The following is a 23,739-nucleotide window of genomic DNA, read 5'->3' on the forward strand; positions in this document are numbered from 1 at the left end:
ATGGCGCCAGAACCACGGGGTCGTCCCCGTCAGCGGAGCCTCTGGCGTGCGCTGGCGGGGACGACTCTAAATGGGGAACGCCCCGGAACGGCACGCCCCGGAGCGCCCCGGGAGGGTCAGTGCATTGCGGGGGCGGAGCCCGCCTCGTCGGGCTGGTCCTCGGGCTTGCGGATGATGAAAGCACCGAGGATAGTCACGGTCGCGATGACGGCGCCGATCACGAACGTGCTGCGCGAACCGGCCGCGACGGCGTCGGGCGCCTCGGTGCCGCCGTTCGCGTTCACGATGAGCGTGAACACGGCGATCATCACGGCGATGCCGGCCGCACCCGCGACCTGCTGCACGGTGCCGATGACCGCGCTGCCGTAGGAGTAGAACTTCGGCTTCAGCGACGCGAGCGATGCGGTGAACAGCGGCGTGAACGACAGGGCGAGCCCGATCGACAGCAGCGTCTGCGCGACGAGCACGATCCACACCGGGGTGGTCGTGGCGAGCGTCGTGTAGAACCACAGCGATGCGGCGGTGAGGATCGAGCCGGGGATCAGCAGGATCTTCGTGCCGCGGGAGTCGTAGATCCGCCCGATGACCGGACCGAGCAGACCCATCGCGAGCGCGCCGGGCAGGAGCACGAGCCCCGCCTCCGTCGTCTCCAGGCCGAGCGCCTTCTGCAGGAACAGCGGTATCACCGTGAGCGTCCCGAAGAACGCGAGCGACAGCAGGAACATCTGCACCATCGAGAGGGTGAAGTCTCGCGAGGCGAACACCCGCAGGTCGAGCAGCGCGTCATCCTTGCGCTGCAGGATCACCTGCCGCCAGAGGAACGCGACGAGCCCCGCCACGCCTACGACGAGCGAGATCACCAGAGGAGCGGCTGTTGCGCCGCCGCCTGCGAGGGCGCCGATCTGGCTGAGGCCGAACACGAGTCCGCCGAAGCCGAACGCACTCAGCACGATCGAGAGCACGTCGAGCGGGGCGTCGGTGCGCTCGCCGACGTTCGTCAGCCAGCGCCAGCCGATCAGCATCGCGACCAGTGCGATCGGCAGCACGACCACGAAGATCGCGCGCCAGCTGAAGTGATCGAGCAGGAAGCCCGACAGCGTCGGGCCGATCGCGGGCGCGAGCGAGATGACGATGCTGACGCGCCCCATCATCCGGCCGCGGCTCGCCGCGGGGACCAGATTCATCAGCGTGGTCATGAGCAGCGGCATCATGATCGCGGTGCCGGAGGCCTGCACGACGCGGGCGACGAGCAGCACCGTGAAGCCGGGTGCGAGCGCGGCGATCAGCGTTCCCGCGGAGAAGAGCGCCAAAGCGCCGAGGAACATCTGCCGCGTCGTGAAGCGCTGCAGCAGGAATCCGGTGGTGGGGATCACGACAGCCATGGTCAGCATGAACGCGCTCGTCACCCACTGCGCGGCGAGGGGCGTGATCTTGAGATCGTCGATGAGGTGCGGGATCGCCATGCTCATCGTCGTCTCGTTGAGGATCGCGACGAAGGCGGCGGCGAGGAGCACCCAGATGACCGCCATGTCTCGGCGGGGGATCAGGGAGGATCCGGCGCTGATCGGCACGGATCCGGTGTCAAGGGCGGACATGTGTTTCCTCCGGCTCTGCGGGGGCGAAAAAAGGGGATGGGCTGCGCGGAGCTGCGAGCGACTCTCAGCGTAACCACAGCCTCGGACATTCCATTCCCGGATCGGATCCGCAGGCGCCCGCGCTGCTCACAGCAGCGCCCCGATGCCTGAGCTGCTGTGCGAAGCGCCCGGCCGCGCGGGTTGCGCCCTGAGCGGACGCATCCGGCGGGTGCGCCGCGACGTCGGCGCCCGGACATACGCTTACCCCGAAGCAGAGAACGGCAGGTGCCGACGGCGCGGGCGGCCGGAGGCGGTCAGGGGTGTGGGCGGATGAGCATGATGGCCAGGATGGGCGGCGTGCGCGGCGGGCGCCCGGTCGACGAGGCGGCGCAGCGCAAGCAGAATGCGGACGCACCTCGCATCCCCGACCTCGGACGCCGGGTGGTGGGGCTGTTCCGGCCCTATCGGCGGCGGATCCTCACGACCGTCCTGCTCGTCATCGTCGGCGCCGCGCTCGGGGTGATCCCGCCGCTCCTGGTGCAGAAGGTGTTCGACGACGCGCTGTTCCCGCATGGCGGTGGCCGACCCCAGCTCGAACTGCTGGTGGTCCTGGTCGTGTCGATGATCGGCCTGTACCTGCTCTCGTCCGGACTGGGCGTCGTGCAGACCTGGCTCACCTCGACCGTCGGCAACAGCGTCACGGGAGATCTGCGCGTGCGACTGTTCGAGCACTTGCAGTCGATGGAGCTGGGCTTCTTCACGCGCACCAAGACCGGCGTCATCCAGTCCCGCCTGCAGAACGACGTCGGCGGAGTGTCCGGCGTGCTCACGAGCACGGTCACGAGCATCCTCGGCAACACCGTCACGGTGATCGCCTCGCTCGTCGCGATGATCCTGCTGGACTGGCGGCTGACGATCATCGCCGTGTGCGTGATGCCGATCCTGGTGCTCGTGCAGCGGCGGGTCGGACAGGTGCGCGCGCGGATCGCCGGGCAGACGCAGGAGTCGCTGTCCGAGCTCACGTCCATCACGCAGGAGACCCTGAGCGTGTCGGGGATCCTGCTGTCGAAGTCGTTCAACCGGCAGCGTTCCGAGTCGGCGCGCTATCAGGCGCAGAACCGCACCCAGATCCGCCTGCAGGTGCGCACCGCGATGAGCGGCCAGGGATTCTTCGCCGTGGTGTCGGTGCTGATGTCGAGCGTCCCCGCGATCATCTACCTCGTCGCAGGATTCCTCGTCGCGGGCGGCACCGGAACGATCACCGCCGGCGCGATCGTGGCGTTCACGACCGTGCAGGCGCGCCTGCTCATGCCGCTGATCGGGCTCATGCGCGTCGCGCTGGACGTGCAGACCTCGCAGGCGCTGTTCGCGCGCATCTTCGAGTACCTCGATCTGGTGCCCCAGATCCAGGACGCGCCGGATGCGCAGTCCGCGACGGCCGCGCCAGGCCCGCGCGGCCGCCTCGAGTTCCGCGACGTACGGTTCCGCTACCCCGATGCGTCCTCCGCCGGGCGTGACACCCTCCAGGGGATCTCGTTCACGGCGGAGCCCGGACAGCACGTGGCCTTCGTCGGCCCCTCCGGCGCGGGCAAGACGACGATCCTCTACCTCGCGCCGCGGCTCTACGAGGCGTCAGAGGGCGCGGTGCTCTTCGACGGCGCCGACGTGCGCGACCTCACGCAGGAATCGATCATCGACGAGATCGGGATCGTGTCGCAGGAGACCTATCTGTTCCACGCCACGATCCGGGAGAACCTCGTCTACTCCAAGCCGGACGCGACCGACGAGGAGCTCGTCGCGGCCTGCACGGCGGCCAACATCCACCACGTGATCGCCGGCTTCGAGGACGGCTACGACACCGTGGTGGGGGAGCGCGGCTATCGGCTCTCCGGCGGCGAGAAGCAGCGCATTGCGATCGCGCGGGTGCTGCTGAAGGATCCGCCCGTGCTGCTGTTGGACGAGGCGACCTCCGCGCTCGATACCGTCTCGGAGCGGGTCGTCCAGGAGGCGCTGGACGAGGCGGCCAAGGGCCGCACCACGCTCACCATCGCGCACCGGCTGTCGACGGTGATCGGCGCGGACGTCATCCACGTCGTGCAGGAGGGGCGGATCATCGAGTCGGGCACGCACGCCGAACTGCTCGCGCAGGGCGGGCTCTACGCCGACCTCGCCGCGCAGCAGGTGGCCGCAGCCCGGATCGACGACGACGTCCGCTCGGCCTGACGGTCCCCGGCACGACGCCAGCGGCTCCGGCCCTGAGAGGGCCGGAGCCGGGYGCGCTCAGTGCACGCTCAGGCCGCCGTCGACGAACAGCGAATGCCCCGTGACGTACGCGGATCCGGCGCCGGCGAGGAACACCGCGGCACCCGCGAAGTCGGAGGGCAGCCCGTTGCGGCCGATCATCGTGCGGGCGGCGAGCGCCGCGATCTGCTGCGGATCCTCCTGCAGCCGGGCGTTGAGCGGCGTCAGCACGAAACCGGGGACGAGGGCGTTGCTGGTGACTCCGGTCCCGCCCCAGGCCTCCGCCTCGGACCGCACCAGGGATTCGATCGCGCCCTTCGAGACGCCGTAGATCCCGCTGCCGACGAAGGCACGGTGCGCCTGCTGCGAGCTGATGTGGATGAGGCGGCCGTAGCCGCGCTCCGCCATGCCCGTGGCGTACCTCTGTCCGAGCAGGAACGGGGCGAGCGCGTTCACGGTCATCGTGGCGTCCCAGTCGGACTCGGTGATCTCCGCGAAGGCCGGGCGGATGTTGATGCCGGCCGAGTTCACCAGGATGTCGGGCTCGCCGAACGGCAGTGCGGCCGCCTCGCCGGCCGCACGGATCCCGTCACGGGTGCCGAGGTCGCCGACGACGCCCGCGGCGCGGCAGCCCGCGTCCGTGAGCTCGCGCACGGTCTCCTCGATCCGCTCGGCGCCGCGGGCGACGATCACCGTCGCGGCGCCGGCGCGGGCGAGTGCGGTCGCGATGCCGCGGCCGATGCCGGAGCTGCCGCCGGTGACCACGGCGGTGCGGCCATCGAGAGAGAAGAGTTCGGAGAGATAGTCGTTCATGGTGGTCCTGATTCTGGGCGGCTCGATGCGCGCGGGCGCGCCGGCCGTCCTGGCCGTGGCCGCGGCTACCAGTGCAGCGCGGCGGCGAGGGTGGGATCCACGCGGGCGTCGGCGAACTCGGGGAGTGCCTGGAGCTCTTCGAGGAACGCTCGGACCGCCGCGGGATACGCGGGGTCGGGGTGGGTGCCGGCGATCTCCTGGAGCGGCGGCACGTCCATCGCGAGGATGAGGTCGAGCCTAGCGGCCACGGCAGCGCGCGCGCCCGCCTGATGCAGCACATCGATGCCGCCGCGCAGCGCCGCGAGGTAGTCGTGCAGCACGCGGAGCCGATGCTTGCCCTGCGTGATCGACGTGCCGTTCTCGCGCAGCCGCCACCGCACGACCACATCGGGGATGACGTCGAAGGCACGTGCGGTCGTGTACATCCGCTGCGCAACGACCTGGTCCTCGTAGGCGACGCCCTCCGGGAACCGGAGGCCTTGCCAGAACGCGGTGCGGCTGACCTTCGACCACGCCACGATGTTCGCCGACGCGGCAGGATGCGCGAAGATCGTGGTCCCGAGGCGCTCCGGATCCGTCGCCGCCGCGACCCAGGGCTGCACCCGCCCCGCCTCGTAGCCCCGGCCGTCCCAGCGCGAGCGCACGTAGGCGCCCGTCACGAAGTCGCTGCCGGTCGCGGCGAGGGTGCCCGTCATCCGCGCGAGAGCGGTCGGCGCGAGCTCGTCGTCGCCGTCGAGGAAGCCGAGGTACTCGGTGTCGACGAGGTCGAGGGCCGCATTGCGGGCGGCGCCCAGGCCCCGGGAGCGGGCGTGGCGCAGGAGGGTGAACCGGGGATCCACGTGCGCCGCGGCCTCGAAGATCCGGCCGGTGTCGTCTCTGGATCCGTCGTCGACGAGGATCGCACGCCAGGACGTCTCGGTCTGCGCGCGCAGCGAATCGAGGGCGGCGGGGGCGAAGTCGGCGATGTCGCGACCGGGCACGATCACGGTCACGAGCGGAGCGGGCACCTCGCCAGTCTAGGAGCGCACGGCGGCCACGGCGTCGGAGACGAGGCCCACGAGCCGTTCCGGTCCGTCGCCGGGAAGACCCGCGTGGCCGAGCGTGAAGCGCACCGAGGTCTGCGCGACGACGGGGTCGATCCCGCAGGCCAGCAGCACGTGGGAGGGCTCGTCGCTGCCGGCCGCGCACGCCGACCCGCTGGACGACACCACGCCCCGCCGCTCCAATTCGAGCAGCACGGCTTCGCCAGAGACCTCGGCGAAGGTGAAGCTCGCCGTGCCGGGCAGCCGCCGCTCCGGGTCACCGGTCAGGCGCGCCGAGGGCACCGCCGCGAGGATGCCCGCGATGAGCCGCGCGGACTCCGCGCCGACGCGAGCGGCGGCCTCTGCGCGTTCGCCCTCGGCCAGTTCGAGCGCCGTGGCGAGAGCCACCGCGCCCGCCACATTCTCGGTGCCGGAGCGGCGTCCGCGCTCCTGACCTCCGCCGTGCACCAGGGGCTCGAGCGGCACGCGTCCGCGCACCGCGAGCGCGCCGATGCCCTTGGGGGCGCCCAGCTTATGGCCGGCGATCGCGATCGCGTCGGCGCCGAGTCCCGACAGCGGCAGCCAGCCGGCGGACTGCACGGCGTCCACATGCAGCGGGACGCGGCGTGCCGCGGCGGCCGCGGCGATGCCCGCGACGTCCTGGATCGTGCCGATCTCGTTGTTCGCATGCCCGACCGCGATCAGCGCGGTGTCGTCGCGGATCGCCGCGGAGACCGCGGCCGGATCCACTCGACCCCGGCCGTCGACGGGCACCAGGGTCGCCGTCACGTCGTGGAAGCGCGCGAGGTATGCGACCGACTCCAGGATCGACTCGTGTTCGATCGGCGTCGTGATCACGTGCCGCCCGCCTCGGGCGCCCCTCGCCTCGTCGCTGCGCTCCTCGCTCGGGAACCGCGCGGCCAGTACGATGCCCTTGACCGCGAGATTGTTCGCCTCGGTGCCCCCGGCGGTGAAGACCACGTCGCCGGCGCGCAGCCCCAGCACGCGGGCCACGCGGGCGCGGGCGTCGTCCAGTGCCGCGCTCGCCGCTTCGCCCACCGTGTGGTGGCTGGACGGGTTTCCGAACGTCCGGGTCAGGAAGGGCGCCATCGCCTCGAGCACCTCGGGCCGGACGGGTGAGGTCGCCGCGTGATCGAGGTAGAGCGGACCAGCCATCTCAGTCGATCCGCGGACCGGCGTCGATCCGCACGTCGAGCCCGAGATCGAGAGCCCGTGCGGAGTGGGTGAGCGCGCCGACCGAGATCACGTCGACCCCGGTGCCGGCGATCGCGCGCACGGTGTCGAGGTTCACGCCGCCCGAGGCCTCCGCGGTCGCCCGGCCGTCGATCAGCGCGACGCCGGCGCGCAGATCCTGCAGCGAGAAGTTGTCCAGCAGCACGGTGTGCGCGCCGCCCTCCAGAACCGCGGGGATCTGGTCGAGCCGGTCCACCTCGACCACGACGTGCGTGGTGTGCGGCAGCGTCGCGATCGCCTCCTGCAGCGCGGTGGCGAGGTCGCGTCCGCCGCGGCTCAGCACCGCGAGGTGGTTGTCCTTGGCCATCACCGCATCGGACAGCGAGAACCGGTGGTTGCGCCCGCCGCCGGCGAGCACGGCGTGCCGCTCGAACGCGCGCAGGCCCGGGGTGGTCTTGCGGGTGTCCGCGATACGCACGCGTTTGCCGTCGGGGCCGGCGCCCTCGACCGCGGCGACATAGGCGGCGGTCAGCGTCGCGATGCCGCTGAGACGCTGCGTGAAGTTCAGCGCCACGCGCTCGGCCGTGAGCAGGCTGCGGGCGGATCCGGTCACCGTCGCGAGCACGTCACCGGCCGCGAAGGCGTCACCGTCCGCGACGTGCAGGTCGACGACGGTCGTCGGATCCGTGAGCGTGAACGCCTCGGCGAAGACGTCGCCGCCGGCCAGCACACCGGGCTCGCGTGCGACGAGGTCGGCGGTCGCCGGCGCGTCGGCGGGTAGCAGCGCGGTGCTCGTCAGATCGCCCCACGGGGCGTCCTCTTCGAGGGCGGCGCCGACGACGCGGGTGAGGAGTGCGGGGGTGAGCATCAGACTCCGATCAGGGCGGGGGCGGATTCCTCGGCGGAAACCGGACGTGCAGAGGTGAGGATGTGATGCGCGCCGACCGAGACCGGGCGGGCGAGTGCGGCGGCGATCATGGCCTCCGCGACTTGGAGCAGGTTGCGGTCCTCGACCGCGGTGCGGGTCAGATCCCCCGACTCTCGCCATGAGTGGACGGTCGCCCGTGCCACCTCGAGGCCTTCGGTGGTGCGCAGGGGCCCGACGAGCTCCCACATGAGGTCCTGCAGGGCGACGCGGGAGAACGGATCGGGGAGGGGTGCGGCATCGAGCCGATCCAGCCTCGGAACCGGGGAGCGTCCTTCGTCTCGCTGCGCTCGCTCAGGAACCGGGGAGCGTCCTTCGTCTCGCTGCGCTCGCTCAGGAACCGGGGAGCGTCCTTCGTCTCGTTGCGCTCGCTCAGGGATCGGGGAGCGTCCTTCGTCTCGCTGCGCTCGCTCAGGAACCGGGGAGCGTCCTTCGTCTCGCTGCGCTCGCTCAGGGATCGGGGAGCCTGCGACGTCCGCGCTCAACGACCATGAGGAGAGTGCTGCCGCGGCGCGCGCGCCGAACACGGCTCCCTCGAGCAGCGAGTTCGAGGCGAGCCGGTTGGCACCGTGCACACCCGTCCGCGCGGTCTCGCCGACCGCGTAGAGGCCGGGCAGTGTGCTGCGGCCATCGGCATCGGTGACCACGCCGCCCATGAGGTAGTGCGCGGCGGGCGTGACCGGGATGGGCTCGCGGGCCCAGTCGAAGCCGCGCTCCCGGGTCACCCGGTCGATCGTCGGGAAGCGCTGCGCGAGTCGCTCCGCGCCCAGGGCCGTGGCATCGAGCCGCACGGGGCCTCCCTGTTCCCGCGCGCGGCGGACGACGGCCCGGGTCACGACATCGCGCGGGGCGAGCTCGCCGTCGGGGTGCGCGTCGAAGGCGAAGCGCACCCCGTCGTCGTCGATCAGGGTCGCGCCTTCGCCTCGCACCGCCTCGGAGATCAGGAACGCGGGTCCCGTCGCGGCCAGGATCGTGGGGTGGAACTGCACGAACTCCAGATCGGCGACCGCGGCGCCCGCGCGCAGAGCGGCCGCGATGCCGTCGCCCGTGCAGACCGCCGGGGCCGTCGTGTGCCGGAAAAGCCGCCCGGCTCCGCCCGTCGCGAGGATCACCGCATCCGCCGAGACCTCGGCGATCCGTCCGCCGGCGAGCAACCGGGCTCCGTGCACGGCCCCGCGCGCCACGAGCAGATCCACGAGCATCGTGTGCTCGCGGACGGCGATCCCCACATCCCGCACGGCACGCACGAGGGCGGCGGAGATCGCCGCGCCCGTCGCGTCACCGCCGGCGTGCGCGATCCGCGCCGCGGAGTGCGCGGCCTCGAGCCCGCGCAGAAGCCGCCCCTGGGGGTCTCGGTCGAAGGGCACACCTCGGGCGACCAGCTCGGCGATCCGCGCCGGCGCCTCGGCCACGAGTACGTCGACCACCTCGGGATCCGAGAGCCCGGCCCCGGCGGCGAGCGTGTCCGCGGCGTGCGCCGCGGGGGAGTCCGCCACTCCTTCGACGTCCACGCCGTACACCCCGGCGATGCCGCCCTGGGCGAGCGCGGTCGCGCCGTCGCCGAGAGCGTCCTTCACGACGACCTCGACACGGTGGCCGGCCTCATGCGCATGCAGCGCCGCGGTGAGTCCCGCGATGCCGCCGCCGATCACGAGCACGTGCAGCGCCTCGGCGGCGCGGCGCTCGCGGGAGGCCTGCATCAGGCCACCGCCACCGGAGGGCGCGCGGCCAGCATGCGCTCGAGCGCGACCCTGGCCGGGTCCGCCACGTCCGCGGGCACCGTGATCCGGTTCGGGGTGCGCCCTGCCACGAGCTCCTCGAGCACCCAGGCGAGGTAGCCGGGGTGGATCCGATACATCGTCGAACAGGGGCAGACCACCGGATCCAGGCAGAAGATCTCGTGCTGCGGATACTCCGCCGCGAGCCGCCGGACGAGGTTGATCTCGGTGCCGACCGCGAAGGTCGTGGGCTCGGTCGCCGCGGCGATGGCCTTGCGGATGAAGTCGGTGGATCCGGCCTCGTCCGCGGCGTCCACGACCTCCGTCGGGCACTCGGGGTGCACGATCACGCGCACGCCGGGGTGCTCTGCGCGGGCCTGGTCGATCTGCGCGACGGTGAAGCGACGGTGCACGGAGCAGAACCCGTGCCAGAGGATGACGCGGGAATCCTGCAGGCCCTCCGCAGAGGATCCGCCGAGCGGACGGCGCGGATTCCACATCGGCATCTGCTCCAGCGGCACGCCCATCGCCTTCGCCGTGTTGCGGCCCAGGTGCTGGTCCGGGAAGAACAGCACCCGCCGTCCGCGCGCGAACGCCCACTCCAGCACGGTCCGCGCGTTCGAGGAGGTGCACACGATGCCGCCGTGCCGACCCACGAAGCCCTTGATGGCGGCCGAGGAGTTCATGTACGTGACCGGGATCACGGGCACGAGCCCTTCGGCATCCAGCTCGTCGAGCGGGCCCAGCACCTCGGCCAGCTGCTCCCAGCAGTCCTCGACCTGGTCGATGTCGGCCATGTCCGCCATCGAGCAGCCGGCAGCGAGGTTCGGCAGGATCACGGCCTGGTCCTCGCCGGAGAGCAGATCGGCCGTCTCGGCCATGAAGTGCACGCCGCAGAACACGATGGCTTCCGCATCGGGGTGCTGCTTCGCGAACCCTGCGAGCTGGAACGAGTCGCCGACGTGGTCGGCGTGCCGCACGACCTCTTCGCGCTGGTAGAAGTGCCCGAGCACCACGACGCGCTCGCCGAGGGTCGCCTTGGCCGCGCGGATCCGCTCGTGCAGCTCGTCCTCGTCGGCCTCGCGATACGCGGAGGGGAGCTCTCCCTGGCGGGGCGCGCCGGTCGGGATGACGTCGCCCATGGACGATCCGGGGCCGTAGCCGGGGATCGCGTCGAAGTTCCAGGGGCCCGCGGCGAGATCCGTCGTGCAGGTTGACTCCGCGGATGCACCGGCGACGATCAGCCGCAGCGCGTGGTCGACGGACGGATCGATCGAGCCCGGTCTCTGAGCCTGTCGTACCGGTCCCTGAGCCTGTCGAAGGGGAGAGGTGGTGCTCATGAGGTCCTCGTCTCGTCGGGGGCGAGCGGGCCGCGATCGGCGAGCTCGACGTCGGTGGCATCGCGGTACAGCCGGGCAGGGCGATGGCTGCCCGTGCGGAACGCGTTGGTGGGGATCAGGGTCCGCGTCGCGTCGACCTGACGACGGAAGTTCGCGGGATCCAGCTTGCGTCCGAGGATGGTCTCGTACGCCTCGCGCAGATCGGCCAGAGTGAATTCCGGGGGGAGGAACCCCTGCGCCACGCGGCTGTACCCCGCCTTGTTGCGCAGCCGCCACAGCGCGTACTCGACGATGCGCCCGTGATCGAAGGCGAGTGCGGGCAGCTCGGAGGCGTCGAACCAGGCGACGTTCTCGATCTCCTCGCCGGACGACCCCCGCGCCGCCAGCTGCTGGTCCACGAGATCCTCGCGCAGCAGGGCCCAGTACACGACCGAGATCACGCGGCTGGGGGAGCGGTCCACGGCGCCGAACGCGTACAGCTGCTCGAGGAAGCTGGGGGCGAGGCCGGTGGTCTCGGCGAGCGTGCGCGCCGCTGCGGCCGCAAGGCCCTCGCGCTCATCCAGCCAGCCGCCGGGGAGCGCCCAGGCTCCGGCATGCGGGTCGCGGGTACGGCGTACCAGAGGCAGGGCGATGCGCGGCGCGGTGCGGCCGTCGCGGCGCATCGTGAGGATCACCGTCGAGACGGCGACGCGAATGCCGTCTTCGGATCCCTCGCTTCTGGTCATCATGACTCTAACCTCCGGATCCGATCTTAGAGTCATTCTGACCAGAAGGCGACTTCATGACATGACGACGTGCGGACGCGGGTCTTCGCGGTGCTGCCGCCACGGGCCCCTGTCGCGATAGGATGAGCGCGCACAATTGAACACGTGGCCGCATGGTCCGCGCGGGAGAGTCCGGTGATCGCAGCCGGACACCGAAGGAGCAAGCCTCCCCGCCAATCTCTCAGGTAACCGCACCGCGCAGACCCGGCCGCTCTGAAAAGCGATTCCGACTTCACCGTCGGGATCCGCCGACGGTGAAAGCTCTGCGCCCTCTCGAAGCGCGCGGGCGAAGCTCTCAGGCTCATGACAGAGGGGGAGTTCTCGGATCCGCGCGCCGCGCGGATCCTCACCGATACGCACGGGAGAGCTCCATGACAGACCCCCGCTACACGCCCCTCCGGGAGCGCCACGAGGCGCTCGGAGCCTCGTTCACCGACTTCGGCGGCTGGCAGATGCCGGTCCGCTACACGTCCGACCTCGCCGAACACCACGCGGTGCGCGAGAGCGCGGGCATCTTCGACATCTCCCACATGGCGGAGTTCACGATCGTCGGCGCCGGCGCGGGGGACTACCTCGACTACACGCTGGCCGGCCGGCTCTCCGCGCTCGCCGTGGGCAAGGCGAAGTACTCGCTGCTGCTCGCCGAAGACGGCGGGATCATCGACGACGTCATCGTCTACCGGCTCGGGGACGACGACTTCCTCATCATCAGCAACGCGGGCAACCGCGACGCCGTGCGCGAGGCGCTGCTCGCCCGTACGACGGACCGCGAGGTCGTCGTAGAAGACGTCTCCGACGACTACGCGCTCATCGCGGTGCAGGGGCCGAACGCCGAGGCGATCCTCGCCGGCACCCCCGGCATCGAGGACGTCTCGATCCCCTGGGCGGAGCAGAAGTACTATGCGTGGGCGTCCGCCGGCTACAACGGCAAGCCGCTGCTGCTCGCGCGCACGGGCTACACCGGCGAGGACGGATTCGAGATGCTCGTCGCGGCGGACGACGCCGCGGCGCTCTGGGATGCGGTCGTCGCCGCCGGCGCAGCGCACGGGCTCGTCCCTGCGGGCCTCGCCGCGCGTGACACGCTGCGCCTCGAGGCCGGCATGCCGCTCTACGGCCACGAGCTGAACCGCGAGACGAAGCCGGCCCAGGCCGGGCTCGGCCGCGTCGTCGTCTCCGACAAGGAGAGCTTCGTCGGCAAGGAGGGCACCACTCCTGCGGAGGGTGCGCGCGTGCTTGTCGGGCTGGCCGCGGAGGGCCGCCGTGCCGGTCGCGCCGAGTATGCGGTCGTGACCGAGGACGGCGCAGTGGTCGGCGAGATCACCAGTGGCGCCCTGAGCCCCACGCTCGGCCACCCCATCGCCATGGCCTTCGTCGACCCCGCGGTCGCCGACGGCTCCGTCCCCCTGTTCCTCGACGTCCGCGGAACCAAGATCCCCGCGTCCATCACCGCCCTGCCTTTCTACCGGAGGAAGAAATGACCGATCTGAACACCCTGCGCTACAGCGAAGAGCACGAGTGGGTCGCCGTGGACGGCGAGTCCGCGACCATCGGCATCACCGACTTCGCCGCCGACGCCCTCGGCGACATCGTCTTCGTCGAGCTGCCCGCGGTCGGCACGTCGTTCAGCCGGGGCGACGTCTTCGGCGAGGCCGAGTCGACCAAGTCGGTCTCCGAGCTCTACGCGCCGGTCGACGGCACGGTCCTCGAGATCAACGACGCCGTCATCGACGACCCGTCGCTCGTCAACTCCGCCCCGTTCGAGGGCGGCTGGCTGGTCAAGGTCTCGGTCGCGGCAGGTGCCGTCGACGGTCTCCTCGACCGCGACGCCTACGTCGCCCACACGGAGGGCTGAGAGTGACCGCGTTCCTCGACCGTCACATCGGCACGACCTCTGACACCCAGCGGACGATGCTCGACGCGATCGGCATCTCCTACGGCGCCGACGAGCGTCCCGTCGACGCGCTCATGCGCGAGGCCGTCCCCGCCTCGATCCGCTCGAACGCCGATCGCTTCGGCGTGCTGCCGGCCGCGGCGAGCGAGGCAGAAGCCGTCGCCGAGCTGCGCTCGCTGGCCGACCGCAACACGGTGAACCGCCCCATGATCGGCCTGGGCTACTACGGCACCCTCACGCCGAGCGTGATCCAGCGCAACATCCTGGAGAACCCGTCCTGGTACACGGCCTACACGCCGTACCAGCCGGAGATCTCGCAGGGGCGCCTGGAGGCGCTGATCAACTTCCAGACCATGGTCTCGGAGCTCACCGGCCTCGACACCGCGAACGCGTCGATGCTGGACGAGTCCTCCGCCGTCGCGGAGGGCATGCTGCTCGCGCGGCGCGGATCCAAGGCCGCGTCCCACACGTTCGTGGTCGACGCCGATGCGCTGCCGCAGACCAAGGCCCTGCTCGCCACCCGCGCGTCGGCGCTCGGGATCGAGCTCATCGAGCGCGATCTCGCGGGCGGCGAGAGCCTGCCCGAGGATCTGTTCGGCGTGTTCGTGCAGTACCCGGGCGCTTCGGGGCGGATCTGGGACCCCTCCGCGGTCATCGACGCGGCACACCTCGCCGGCGGCCTCGCCGTCGTCGCGGCCGATCTGCTCGCGCTCACGCTGATCGCCTCGCCGGGCTCGCTCGGCGCGGACGTCGCCGTGGGCACCACGCAGCGCTTCGGCGTGCCGATGGGCTTCGGCGGCCCGCACGCCGGCTACATGGCCGTGCGCTCGGGGCTGGAGCGTCAGCTGCCCGGCCGCCTCGTCGGGGTCTCGCAGGACGCGGACGGCCATCCCGCCTACCGCCTCGCGCTGCAGACCCGTGAGCAGCACATCCGTCGTGAGAAGGCCACGTCGAACATCTGCACCGCGCAGGTGCTGCTGGCCGTCATGGCGTCGATGTACGCGGTCTACCACGGCCCCGAGGGACTCAAGGAGATCGCCTCCGGCGTCGCGTCGAAGGCCCGCTTCCTCGCCACGCAGCTGGAGAAGGCCGGTGCCGAGATCGTGCACGCGGACTACTTCGACACGATCACGGTGCGCATCCCCGGCCGGGCGGACGCGGTCGTCGCGGACGCGCACGCGGCGGGGATCCTGCTGAACCCCGTCGACGCGGACACGGTGAGCATCGCCGCCGATGAGACGACGACCTACGAGGACATCCTCGCCGTGGCCACGGTCTTCGGCGCGGGGGAGGGCTCGTTCGCCTACATCCCGGTCACGAGCGTGCCCGCGGCCCTCGCCCGCCAGGACGAGTACCTCACGCATCCGGTGTTCCACGCGCACCGGTCCGAGACCGCCATGATGCGGTACATGAAGAGCCTCGCCGACCGCGACTACGCGCTCGACCGCGGCATGATCCCGCTCGGATCCTGCACGATGAAGCTCAACGCCGCGACCGAGATGGCCGCGATCACCTGGCCCGAGTTCGCGCAGCTGCACCCGTTCGCCCCTGAGGCYGACGTGCAGGGCTCGCTCGAGCTGATCGACCAGCTCGAGGCGTGGCTCGCCGACGTCACCGGCTATGACGCCGTCTCCCTGCAGCCGAACGCCGGATCGCAGGGCGAGCTCGCCGGCCTGCTCGCGATCCGCGGCTACCACCTCGCGAACGGCGACGATCACCGCACCGTGTGCCTGATCCCGTCGTCCGCGCACGGCACCAACGCGGCGTCCGCGGTGCTCGCGGGTATGAAGGTGGTCGTCGTCGCGACCGATGAGCTGGGCAACGTCGACCTCGACGACCTGCGCGCGAAGATCGCGCAGCACGCCGACGAGATCGCCGCGCTCATGATCACCTACCCGTCCACGCACGGCGTGTACGAGCACGACGTGCTCGACATCACGGCGGCGGTGCACGCGGCCGGCGGTCAGGTGTACATCGACGGCGCGAACCTGAACGCGCTGCTCGGCTACTCGCGGTTCGGCGACCTGGGCGGCGACGTCTCGCACCTCAACCTGCACAAGACCTTCGCGATCCCGCACGGCGGCGGCGGCCCCGGCGTGGGACCGGTGGGAGCCAAGGCGCATCTCGCGCCGTTCCTGCCCGGTCACCCGCAGGCGCAGCGCACCGCGCACGCGGGCGGCCACGTCTTCGAGGGCGGCCCGGTCTCTGCGGCGCCGTACGGATCCGCCGGCGTACTGCCCATCTCGTGGGCGTACGTGCGGATGATGGGCGCCGACGGGCTGCGTGACGCCACGGCGGCCGCGGTGCTCGCGGCGAACTACGTCGCCGCACGTCTCGGAGAGCACTACCCCGTGCTGTACTCGGGGGAGCAGGGCAGGGTGGCGCACGAGTGCATCCTGGATCTGCGTCCGCTCAAGGAGGCGACCGGGATCACGGTCGACGACGTGGCCAAGCGCCTCATCGACTACGGCTTCCACGCGCCGACCATGTCGTTCCCCGTGGCGGGCACGCTCATGGTGGAGCCCACGGAGTCGGAGGACCTCGGCGAGCTCGAACGCTTCGTGGAGGCCATGATCCAGATCAGGGCGGAGGCCGACGAGGTCGCCGCGGGCGTCTGGCCGGCCGACGACAACCCGCTCGTGCACGCACCGCACACGGCGGCGTCGCTGCTGATGGGCGAATGGAACCACGCCTACACGCGGGAGAAGGCGGCCTACCCCACGCACGCCCTCATCGCGGGTAAGTACTGGCCACCCGTGCGTCGCATCGACAACGCCTACGGCGATCGCAACCTGGTGTGCGCCTGCCCTCCGGTGGAGGCGTTCGCGCTGTAGCATCGGCGCGGTCCGACAGACGACGAGGCGTCCTGGGAGCGTTCCCAGGACGCCTCGTCGTCTCAGGTCACCAGTGAATAACGGTTAACGGTACGCATTCGTGCGATCGGTGGATTGGCGGTTAGGCTCAGTTATCCCTGAGCACTCGACGACGAGTGCGCAGATTGCTGTCAACTGTCCACAGGAGGACACAACGTGAAGCGCAACAAGATCGCCCTCGCGGGTATCGGGCTGCTCGCCGTGGGCGCACTCGCCCTCGTCGGCTGCTCCAGCAAGTCCGGCGGCGGAGACTCCACCGCCTCGGCCGGTGGTAACTCGAAGACCGTCATCAAGGTCAGCGGTAGCGAGCCCGAGAACCCGCTGATCCCGACCAACACCAATGAGGTCGGCGGCGGAAAGATCCTCGACTCGCTCTTCGCCGGCCTGGCGTACTACGACGCCAAGGGCAAGCTCGTCAACGACATGGCCGACTCGATCAAGGTCGACGACGCCACCGACCTCACGGTCAAGGTGAAGCAGGGCAACACGTTCTCCAACGGTGAGAAGGTCACGGCCGACAGCTTCATCAACGCCTGGCAGTACGGCGCCAAGTTCTCCAACAAGCAGCTCAACCAGTCCTGGTTCAGCGACATCGAGGGCTTCAGCGACTCCGCCGACTCCGAGCTGACCGGTCTGAAGAAGGTCGACGACTACACCTTCACGATCAAGCTCGCGAACCCCGTCGCGGCGGACTTCTCGCAGCGCCTCGGCTACTCGGCCTATTACCCGCTGCCTGAGGCGTCCCTCAAGGACATGGCGACGGCCGGCGAGAACCCGATCGGCAACGGACCCTACAAGTTCGCCAAGGCCGGCGCGTGGCAGCACAAGGTCGAGCTCGACCTCGTGAAGAGCGACACCTACAAGGGTGGACGTCAGGCCAAGAACGGCGGCGTGAACTTCATCTTCTACGCGACGGCCGACGCCGCGTACGCCGACCTGCAGAGCGACAAGGTCGACGTGATCGACCTGATCCCGGCATCCGCGCAGCAGACGTTCGAGTCCGACCTGGGCGACCGCGCGGTCAACCAGCCGGCCGCGATCTTCCAGTCGTTCTCCATCCCGGGCAACGCCGCGCACTTCACCGGTGACGAGGGCAAGCTGCGTCGCGAGGCGATCTCCATGGCGATCGACCGCGCTGCCATCACCAAGACGATCTTCAACAACACCCGTACCCCGGCCAGCGACTTCACCTCGCCGGTCATCGCGGGCTGGTCGGACTCCCTCAAGGGCGCCGACGTGCTGAAGTTCGACGCCAAGAAGGCGAAGGACCTGTGGGCTCAGGCCGACAAGATCTCGCCGTGGTCCGGCAAGTTCCAGATCGCGTACAACTCCGACTCCTCGCACCAGGCCTGGGTCGACGCGGTCTCGAACCAGCTGAAGAACAACCTCGGCATCGACGCGTCGGGCAACCCGTACGTCGACTTCGCCGCGCTCCGCAAGGACGTGAACGCACGCACCATCCAGACCGCGTTCCGCACCGGCTGGCAGGCCGACTACCCGGCGCAGTACAACTTCCTGCAGCCGATCTACGGCACCAAGGCGTCCTCGAACGACACCGACTACTCGAACCCCGAGTTCGACAAGCTGGTTTCGAAGGGCGCCTCGGCGACCGACCAGTCGGAGGCCACGAAGGACTACGCCCAGGCCCAGGAGCTGCTGCTCCAGGACCTCCCGGCCATCCCGCTCTGGTACTCGAACGTGAACGGCGGCTTCGCCAAGGGCGTGAACAACGTCCAGTTCGGGTGGAACTCGGTTCCGCTGTACTACGAGATCACCAAGGGCTGATCAGCCCCAGGGATCACACCCGCGAGGCGGTGACGACCACGTCACCGCCTCGCGCGCTGTCGAAAACAGTGTCGTGCACGTCGAACACGTGACACGATTCTCTCAACGAGGCGTCACGCCCGCACCGATCGTGCGGGTACCCGAGACGCCTCCTCATCTGGAGGGAGGGCGAATGTGGTCGGTTACATCCTCAAACGCCTCTTGCAGGTGATCCCGGTCTTCATCGRGGCCACCCTGCTCATCTACTTTCTGGTGTTCGCCATGCCCGGCGACCCCATCGCGGCGCTCTTCGGYGACAAGCAGCCGAGCAAGCAGCTGCATGACGCGCTCGTCGCGCAGTACCACCTCGATCAGCCGTTCATCGTGCAGTACTGGTACTACCTGACCGGCATCTTCCGCGGCGACATGGGGACGACGTTCTCCGGCCGCTCCGTGAACGACGTGCTCGCGGCGACGCTGCCGGTGACGGGTCGTCTCGCGGTCATGGCGATCGGGATCGAGTTCACGCTCGCGATCATCATCGGGACGTTCTCGGCGCTGCGCAAGGGCAAGATCTTCGACAACTCGATGCTGGTGCTGTCGCTGTTCTTCATCTCGCTGCCGATCTTCGTCATCGCGTTCCTGGCGCAGTACTTCCTCGCCGTCAAACTGCAGTGGTTCAGCCCCACGGTCGGCGCGACGAACGACTGGGGCGACATGTGGCTGCCGGCGATCGTGCTGGGTCTCAGCCTGTACGCGGTGAGCATGCGCCTGATGCGCGGCTCCGTCATCGACACGCTCAACCAGGACTGGGTGCGCACCGCGTACAGCAAGGGACTGCCGCGGCGCCGCGTCATTCCCGTGCACGTGCTGCGCAACTCGCTGATCCCGGTCATCACCAACTCCGCGACCAACTTCGGCGTGCTGCTGGTGGGCGCGACCGTCACCGAGGGCATCTTCAACATCCCCGGCGTCGGCAACACTCTCTTCCAAGCCATTCGACAGCACGAGGGCTCGACGGTCGTTTCCTTCGTGACGGTGTTCGTGATCATCTACGTGCTCGTCAACCTGGTCGTCGATATGCTCTACGGCCTGCTCGACCCGAGGATCCGCTATGTCCGGTGACACCAGCGCGACGCATTACGTCGCTCCCATCCAGGACGGCACGATCGCCGTCGACGTGGTCAAGATCGCGGAGAAGCCCTCGAACCTGTGGCGCGATGCCTGGGCGGACATGCGGCGTCGGCCGATGTTCTGGGTCTCCGTGGTCATCGTGCTCATCATCCTGCTGATGGCCGTCTGGCCGACGCTGTTCACGCAGACCCCGCCGAACAGCGATTGCCAGCTGTCCGATTCCAACGGGGGTCCGACCGCCGGGCATCCGCTCGGCTTCACGTTCCAGGGCTGCGACATCTACGCGCGGACCGTGTGGGGCGCGCGGACCTCGGTCTCGGTCGGTATCATCGCGACGCTCATCGGATCCGTCATCGGTCTCGTCATGGGCGCCCTGGCCGGCTTCTACGGCGGGTGGCTGGACGGTCTGCTGTCCCGCATCGGCGACATCTTCTTCTCGATCCCCTACATCCTCGCGGCCGTCGTCGTGATGAGCGTGTTCGCGCAGTTCCGCAACGTGTTCACCCTCGCGTTGGCGATCGGTGGGTTCGCATGGGCCTCCACAGCCCGTGTCGTCCGCGCCGAGGTGCTGCGGGTGAGACAAGCCGACTTCGTGATGGCGTCCAGAGCACTGGGCAAGTCCCGGTTCGGCACACTCATCGCGCACGTCATCCCGAACGCGATCGCGCCGCTGCTCGTCGTGACCACGCTGAGCCTCGCCGCCGCCATCGTCGCCGAGGCGACGCTGTCGTTCCTCGGCGTCGGACTCGGCAGCGACACCATGAGCTGGGGCAACGACATCAGCCAGGCGCAGCAGTCGCTGCGGGTGGCGCCGATGGCCCTCATCTATCCTTCGATCGCGCTGACCGTCACGGTGCTCGCGTTCATCATGCTGGGCGAGCTCGTGCGAGACGCCCTCGACCCGAGAGCGAGGGCGCGCCGATGAGTGCATCGACCGACACTCCGCTGCTGCGGATCCGCGACCTCAAGGTCGCCTTCGACTCCCAGAAGGGATCGAAGGAGGTGCTGCACGGGATCAACCTCGAGCTGTACCCGGGGGAGACGCTGGCCATCGTGGGCGAGTCCGGTTCGGGCAAGTCCACGACCGCATCCGCGATCGTCAACCTGCTGCCCGGCACCGGGCACGTGACCGCCGGCAGCATCACGCTGGACGGTCAGGAGCTGACCGGGCTCACCGAAGGACAGATGGAGAGGATCCGCGGACGCGAGATCGGCTACGTTCCTCAGGACCCGATGTCCAACCTCAACCCCGTGTGGTCGATCGGCTTCCAGGTCAAGGAGGCGATCCGTGCGAACGGTCTCGCCACCGGGCGCAAGGAGATCGAAGCGCGCGCGATCGAGGTGCTGCAGCAGGCCGGTCTTGCTGATGCGGCCAAGCGCCTGCACCAGTATCCGCACCAGTTCTCCGGCGGTATGCGCCAGCGAGCGCTGATCGGCATCGGCCTCGCGGCCGACCCGAAGCTGCTGATCGCGGATGAGCCCACCTCGGCGCTCGACGTGACGGTGCAGCGCGTGATCCTGGATCACCTGGCATCGCTCACGCAGGAGAAGGGCACCGCGGTGCTGCTGATCACGCACGACCTGGGACTCGCGGCCGAGCGCGCCGAGAAGATCATCGTCATGCAGAACGGCGAGATCGTCGAGGCGGGGCCGAGCCGGGAGATCCTGGAGAACCCGCTGCACCCGTACACGAAGAAGCTCGTGGCCGCGGCGCCGAGCATCGCGTCGCAGCGCATCCAGGCCGTCGCCGAGAAGCGCGGCATCGAGACGAGCGAGGACATCGCCGGCATCCCGCCGACGGTCTCCGTGCGGGACCTGACCAAGGACTACAAGATCCGTCAGGGGCAGTTCCGCAGCGTTCCGTTCCGAGCTGTCGACAGCGTGTCGTTCGACATCCCGAAGGGCAAGACGCTGGCGCTCGTCGGCGAATCCGGCTCGGGCAAATCGACCGTCGCGAAGATGGTCCTGAAGCTCGAGGATCCCACCTCCGGATCGATCCTGATCGACGGCTCGGACGTGTCCGATCTGTCGGGCCGGGAGACGCTCGCGCTGCGCCGCCGCATGCAGCCCGTGTTCCAGGACCCGTACGGATCCATGGATCCGCTGCGGAACATCGGCAACACGATCTCGGAGCCGCTGGACATCCACGGCGTCGGCGACAAGGCCTCGCGGCACGCGCGCGTGCTGGAGCTGCTCGACCAGGTCTCGCTGCCGACCGAGCTGGCCACGCGGTACCCGAACGAGCTGTCCGGCGGTCAGCGCCAGCGCGTCGCGATCGCGCGTGCTCTGGCGCTCAAGCCCGACATCGTCGTCCTCGACGAGGCGGTCTCCGCGCTCGATGTGCTGGTGCAGGACCAGATCCTGAAGCTGCTCGCGGAGCTGCAGAACGAGCTCGACCTCACGTACCTGTTCATCACGCACGACCTCGCCGTCGTGCGCGTCGCGGCCGACATGGTCTGCGTGATGGAGAAGGGCAAGCTGGTCGAGCAAGGCACGGTGGACGAGATCTTCGCCAACCCGCAGCAGGAGTACACGGAGCGGCTGCTCCAGGCCATCCCCGGCGTCTCGATCGCCCTGGGTGGTCGCGGCGCGTGAGTTCGATGGATCAGATGCCCGTGGGCGTGCGGACTTACCGCGCGTCCACGGGCATCGCCGTTCTGGTGGTGTGCGCGGTTCTGGCCGTCTTCCTGCTCGGCGACGCGGTCGTGCGCGGCAGCTGGGCGCAGATGCTCCTGTACGCGCCGTGGGTGCTGCTCGTCCTGTGGCTGATCTACGTGATCAGCGTGGCCTCGATGGTGCGCGTCGACGAGGAGGGCGCGACGGTGCAGAACTTCCTGCGCCGCACTGCGTTCGGCTGGCACCGGGTGTCCGAGCTCGATCTGCGCTGGCAGTTGGACTTCACCCTCGACGACGGCAAGAAGCTGGCGTGCTGGGGAGGACCTGGCCGGGTGCAGTCGCCGCGGCTGAGCCGGCGCTCCGGCGAGCTCAAGGTGCCGCAGAGCCTGCAGACCCTCACGGAGGTGCGCACCCGCTGGGAGACCGCGGTCGAGCGGGTCGCCCGAACCGTGGGGGAGGGCGTCGACGCCCCGATCCGCCGCAGCTGGGACTGGCCCACGATAGGCGCCCTGGTCGCGATCGTCGCCTGGGCCGCCGTCGCCGTCGCCGTCACCCGCTGACCGGGACATTCGTAGACCGCGAGACCGAACTTGCGTCCCGAAACCGACGTTCTCATCGGCGGTCTCGGGACGCAAGTTCGGTCTCGCGCCTCCCGCGCGCTTCGCGAAGCCCGCGCCTGGAGCGCCTGGGCTCGCGAACGGTGTTCACGCCAGATCGCGGAGAGTTGCGAGCAGGGCGGCGTCGCGGCGATGGGGGCGGGGAACGCCGGCGTTGGCGAGGATCCTGACCAGGATGTCGAAGTCCCGGATCTCGGTCCACCCCCAGCGCATGAGGCCCGAGGACTGGCGGCGCAGGCGGGACTCGCGCTGCTTCTCGTCCCGGATCGCGGCGGTCGGATCCTCGAGGGTTCCGTCGTACTTGAGCTGACCGTCCGCCTCGCCGATGAGTCTGCGGCTCGGCCAGTAGAAGTCCGCGCGGTCCTCGAATCCGTCCAGACGGAACTCGACCTGCAGCTCGGGAAGCTCGAATCCGGCGAGCTCGATGATGCCGAGGCTCAGCGACTCGAGCGGGCTTTCGGGCACACCGGACACGCGATCGAGGGCCCACCGCGCGTTCCTGCGTCCGCGGGAGGTCGCCCGGCTCTCATTGATGGCCCGCAGCTGATCCGGATTCGGTGACCGTGTGCGGCGCAGCAGCGCGTCGGCGTACGCGAGACCCTCGATCGGTGCCACAGACCGGGCGACATCCACGATCGTGTCCGGGATCCCGGTGACCAGGACGCCGTCGAGCTCCACGACGGCGCGCTCCCGGATACCGGTGTGCACGCGGACCCTGCCCGCGATCCGACTGGATCCGAGTGGCTCGAGCACATGAACCGGCTCGTCGACCCGACCGAGATAGACGCCGTGAAGCGCGGCAGCCGACACTCCGCAGAAGACGCTCCTCGGATCCTTCACCGCTACCGCGTGCACCTGTGCGAGGTACCGGCTCCACCGCGGCAGCTCCCGCCAGGTCCGCGAATCGGCGTAGACGCCGGGCAGGATCCGGATGACCTCGCCGCGATGCCAGGCACGATTCAGCAGACTCGTGTTCACCGAACCGCTCGGTCTGAGCAGCTCGATGGGAGCAGGGGAGATGGTGTGCTGTGCGAGGGATCCGGCGGAAGTGATGGTGGTCATCGCCCCGATCCTGGCCCGCGGCCACGCCGTGTGCGGGCCTTCCACGAAGCCCGTGCACAACGTCTCGGATCCCGCGCCTGTGCAGGGCGAGCCGTTGTTGACCGCGAAACCGAACCTCCGTCCCGAGACCGACGTTCTCATCGCCGGTCTCGGGACGCAGGTTCGGTCTCGCGGCCACCCGACCCGGCCGC

Annotated in this window: 18 protein-coding genes and 2 riboswitches; of the genes, 9 read left to right on the plus strand and 9 right to left on the minus strand. The window is 69.9% G+C overall.

What is annotated here, in order from left to right:
• Positions 1-116: 116 nt before the first annotated feature.
• A complete protein-coding gene (locus AC1DG4_RS09020; protein WP_477377067.1) occupies positions 117-1,595 on the minus strand; it encodes an MDR family MFS transporter in 1,479 nt (492 codons plus the stop codon).
• Between the two features lie 318 nt (positions 1,596-1,913).
• On the opposite strand from AC1DG4_RS09020, the gene AC1DG4_RS09025 reads away from it, so the two are divergent.
• The gene (locus tag AC1DG4_RS09025; protein WP_477377354.1) at positions 1,914-3,797 is read left to right on the plus strand and encodes an ABC transporter ATP-binding protein; all 1,884 of its coding nucleotides are present in this window, start codon (positions 1,914-1,916) and stop codon (positions 3,795-3,797) included.
• Positions 3,798-3,854: 57 nt separating this feature from the next.
• On the opposite strand, the gene AC1DG4_RS09030 is transcribed toward AC1DG4_RS09025, so the two are convergent.
• From AC1DG4_RS09030 to AC1DG4_RS09060, 7 genes are all read right to left on the minus strand, one after another.
• Positions 3,855-4,628 (minus strand): SDR family NAD(P)-dependent oxidoreductase, encoded by a 774-nt coding sequence (locus tag AC1DG4_RS09030; RefSeq protein WP_477377069.1) that lies wholly within the window; start codon positions 4,626-4,628, stop codon positions 3,855-3,857.
• Between the two features lie 65 nt (positions 4,629-4,693).
• Positions 4,694-5,635, minus strand: coding sequence for a glycosyltransferase family 2 protein (locus AC1DG4_RS09035; RefSeq protein WP_477377071.1), 942 nt, complete (start codon positions 5,633-5,635; stop codon positions 4,694-4,696).
• A 9-nt stretch (positions 5,636-5,644) separates the two neighbouring features.
• Positions 5,645-6,826 (minus strand): cysteine desulfurase family protein, encoded by a 1,182-nt coding sequence (locus AC1DG4_RS09040; RefSeq protein WP_477377073.1) that lies wholly within the window; start codon positions 6,824-6,826, stop codon positions 5,645-5,647.
• 1 nt (position 6,827) lies between these two features.
• Complete coding sequence (gene nadC / locus AC1DG4_RS09045) at positions 6,828-7,712, minus strand: carboxylating nicotinate-nucleotide diphosphorylase (protein ID WP_477377075.1); 885 nt, start codon at positions 7,710-7,712, stop codon at positions 6,828-6,830.
• The gene (locus AC1DG4_RS09050; RefSeq protein ID WP_477420210.1) at positions 7,712-9,469 is read right to left on the minus strand and encodes an L-aspartate oxidase; all 1,758 of its coding nucleotides are present in this window, start codon (positions 9,467-9,469) and stop codon (positions 7,712-7,714) included. Before AC1DG4_RS09050 ends, nadC begins: the two co-directional genes overlap by 1 nt.
• Positions 9,469-10,827 (minus strand): quinolinate synthase NadA, encoded by a 1,359-nt coding sequence (gene nadA / locus AC1DG4_RS09055; protein WP_477377079.1) that lies wholly within the window; start codon positions 10,825-10,827, stop codon positions 9,469-9,471. The genes AC1DG4_RS09050 and nadA overlap by 1 nt, the downstream gene beginning before the upstream one ends.
• Positions 10,824-11,552 carry an NUDIX hydrolase gene (locus AC1DG4_RS09060; protein ID WP_477377356.1) on the minus strand — a complete coding sequence of 243 codons (729 nt, stop codon included), beginning with the start codon at positions 11,550-11,552 and terminating at the stop codon, positions 10,824-10,826. The genes nadA and AC1DG4_RS09060 overlap by 4 nt, the downstream gene beginning before the upstream one ends.
• Positions 11,553-11,704: 152 nt before the next feature.
• Positions 11,705-11,798, plus strand: a riboswitch (glycine riboswitch).
• 1 nt (position 11,799) lies between these two features.
• A riboswitch (glycine riboswitch) is annotated at positions 11,800-11,908 on the plus strand.
• 54 nt (positions 11,909-11,962) lie between these two features.
• Here AC1DG4_RS09060 and gcvT point away from each other — a divergent pair.
• From gcvT to AC1DG4_RS09100, 8 genes are all read left to right on the plus strand, one after another.
• The gene (gene gcvT, locus AC1DG4_RS09065; protein ID WP_477377081.1) at positions 11,963-13,069 is read left to right on the plus strand and encodes a glycine cleavage system aminomethyltransferase GcvT; all 1,107 of its coding nucleotides are present in this window, start codon (positions 11,963-11,965) and stop codon (positions 13,067-13,069) included.
• Positions 13,066-13,443, plus strand: coding sequence for a glycine cleavage system protein GcvH (gene gcvH, locus AC1DG4_RS09070; RefSeq protein WP_477377083.1), 378 nt, complete (start codon positions 13,066-13,068; stop codon positions 13,441-13,443). The genes gcvT and gcvH overlap by 4 nt, the downstream gene beginning before the upstream one ends.
• A gap of 56 nt (positions 13,444-13,499) precedes the next feature.
• The gene (gene gcvP / locus AC1DG4_RS09075; RefSeq protein WP_477377358.1) at positions 13,500-16,316 is read left to right on the plus strand and encodes an aminomethyl-transferring glycine dehydrogenase; all 2,817 of its coding nucleotides are present in this window, start codon (positions 13,500-13,502) and stop codon (positions 16,314-16,316) included.
• A 195-nt stretch (positions 16,317-16,511) separates the two neighbouring features.
• Positions 16,512-18,140 (plus strand): peptide ABC transporter substrate-binding protein, encoded by a 1,629-nt coding sequence (locus AC1DG4_RS09080; RefSeq protein WP_477377085.1) that lies wholly within the window; start codon positions 16,512-16,514, stop codon positions 18,138-18,140.
• A 174-nt stretch (positions 18,141-18,314) separates the two neighbouring features.
• Positions 18,315-19,244, plus strand: coding sequence for an ABC transporter permease (locus AC1DG4_RS09085; protein ID WP_477421189.1), 930 nt, complete (start codon positions 18,315-18,317; stop codon positions 19,242-19,244).
• Positions 19,234-20,178: an ABC transporter permease gene (locus tag AC1DG4_RS09090; RefSeq protein ID WP_477377087.1), complete on the plus strand. Its 945-nt coding sequence runs from the start codon at positions 19,234-19,236 to the stop codon at positions 20,176-20,178. Before AC1DG4_RS09085 ends, AC1DG4_RS09090 begins: the two co-directional genes overlap by 11 nt.
• On the plus strand, positions 20,175-21,848 hold the full coding sequence (locus AC1DG4_RS09095; RefSeq protein WP_477377089.1) for a dipeptide ABC transporter ATP-binding protein: 1,674 nt from the start codon (positions 20,175-20,177) through the stop codon (positions 21,846-21,848). Before AC1DG4_RS09090 ends, AC1DG4_RS09095 begins: the two co-directional genes overlap by 4 nt.
• 5 nt (positions 21,849-21,853) lie before the next feature.
• Entirely contained in the window at positions 21,854-22,429 is a 576-nt protein-coding gene (locus AC1DG4_RS09100) for a PH domain-containing protein (protein WP_477420212.1), read from the plus strand.
• 144 nt (positions 22,430-22,573) lie between these two features.
• Here the strand turns inward: AC1DG4_RS09100 and AC1DG4_RS09105 are convergent, their stop codons facing one another.
• A complete protein-coding gene (locus AC1DG4_RS09105; protein ID WP_477377090.1) occupies positions 22,574-23,548 on the minus strand; it encodes a type IV toxin-antitoxin system AbiEi family antitoxin domain-containing protein in 975 nt (324 codons plus the stop codon).
• Positions 23,549-23,739 lie beyond the last annotated feature (191 nt).

Source organism: Microbacterium sp. 05N427, assembly GCF_056397105.1.

Coding starts and splice junctions, on each gene's coding strand:
- AC1DG4_RS09020 (WP_477377067.1), bottom strand. CDS start 1,595: ATGTCCGCCCTTGACACCGGATCCGTGCCGATCAGCGCCGGATCCTCC.
- AC1DG4_RS09025 (WP_477377354.1), top strand. CDS start 1,914: ATGGCCAGGATGGGCGGCGTGCGCGGCGGGCGCCCGGTCGACGAGGCG.
- AC1DG4_RS09030 (WP_477377069.1), bottom strand. CDS start 4,628: ATGAACGACTATCTCTCCGAACTCTTCTCTCTCGATGGCCGCACCGCC.
- AC1DG4_RS09040 (WP_477377073.1), bottom strand. CDS start 6,826: ATGGCTGGTCCGCTCTACCTCGATCACGCGGCGACCTCACCCGTCCGG.
- nadC (WP_477377075.1), bottom strand. CDS start 7,712: ATGCTCACCCCCGCACTCCTCACCCGCGTCGTCGGCGCCGCCCTCGAA.
- AC1DG4_RS09050 (WP_477420210.1), bottom strand. CDS start 9,469: ATGCAGGCCTCCCGCGAGCGCCGCGCCGCCGAGGCGCTGCACGTGCTC.
- nadA (WP_477377079.1), bottom strand. CDS start 10,827: ATGAGCACCACCTCTCCCCTTCGACAGGCTCAGGGACCGGTACGACAG.
- AC1DG4_RS09060 (WP_477377356.1), bottom strand. CDS start 11,552: ATGACCAGAAGCGAGGGATCCGAAGACGGCATTCGCGTCGCCGTCTCG.
- gcvT (WP_477377081.1), top strand. CDS start 11,963: ATGACAGACCCCCGCTACACGCCCCTCCGGGAGCGCCACGAGGCGCTC.
- gcvH (WP_477377083.1), top strand. CDS start 13,066: ATGACCGATCTGAACACCCTGCGCTACAGCGAAGAGCACGAGTGGGTC.
- AC1DG4_RS09090 (WP_477377087.1), top strand. CDS start 19,234: ATGTCCGGTGACACCAGCGCGACGCATTACGTCGCTCCCATCCAGGAC.
- AC1DG4_RS09095 (WP_477377089.1), top strand. CDS start 20,175: ATGAGTGCATCGACCGACACTCCGCTGCTGCGGATCCGCGACCTCAAG.
- AC1DG4_RS09100 (WP_477420212.1), top strand. CDS start 21,854: ATGGATCAGATGCCCGTGGGCGTGCGGACTTACCGCGCGTCCACGGGC.
- AC1DG4_RS09105 (WP_477377090.1), bottom strand. CDS start 23,548: ATGACCACCATCACTTCCGCCGGATCCCTCGCACAGCACACCATCTCC.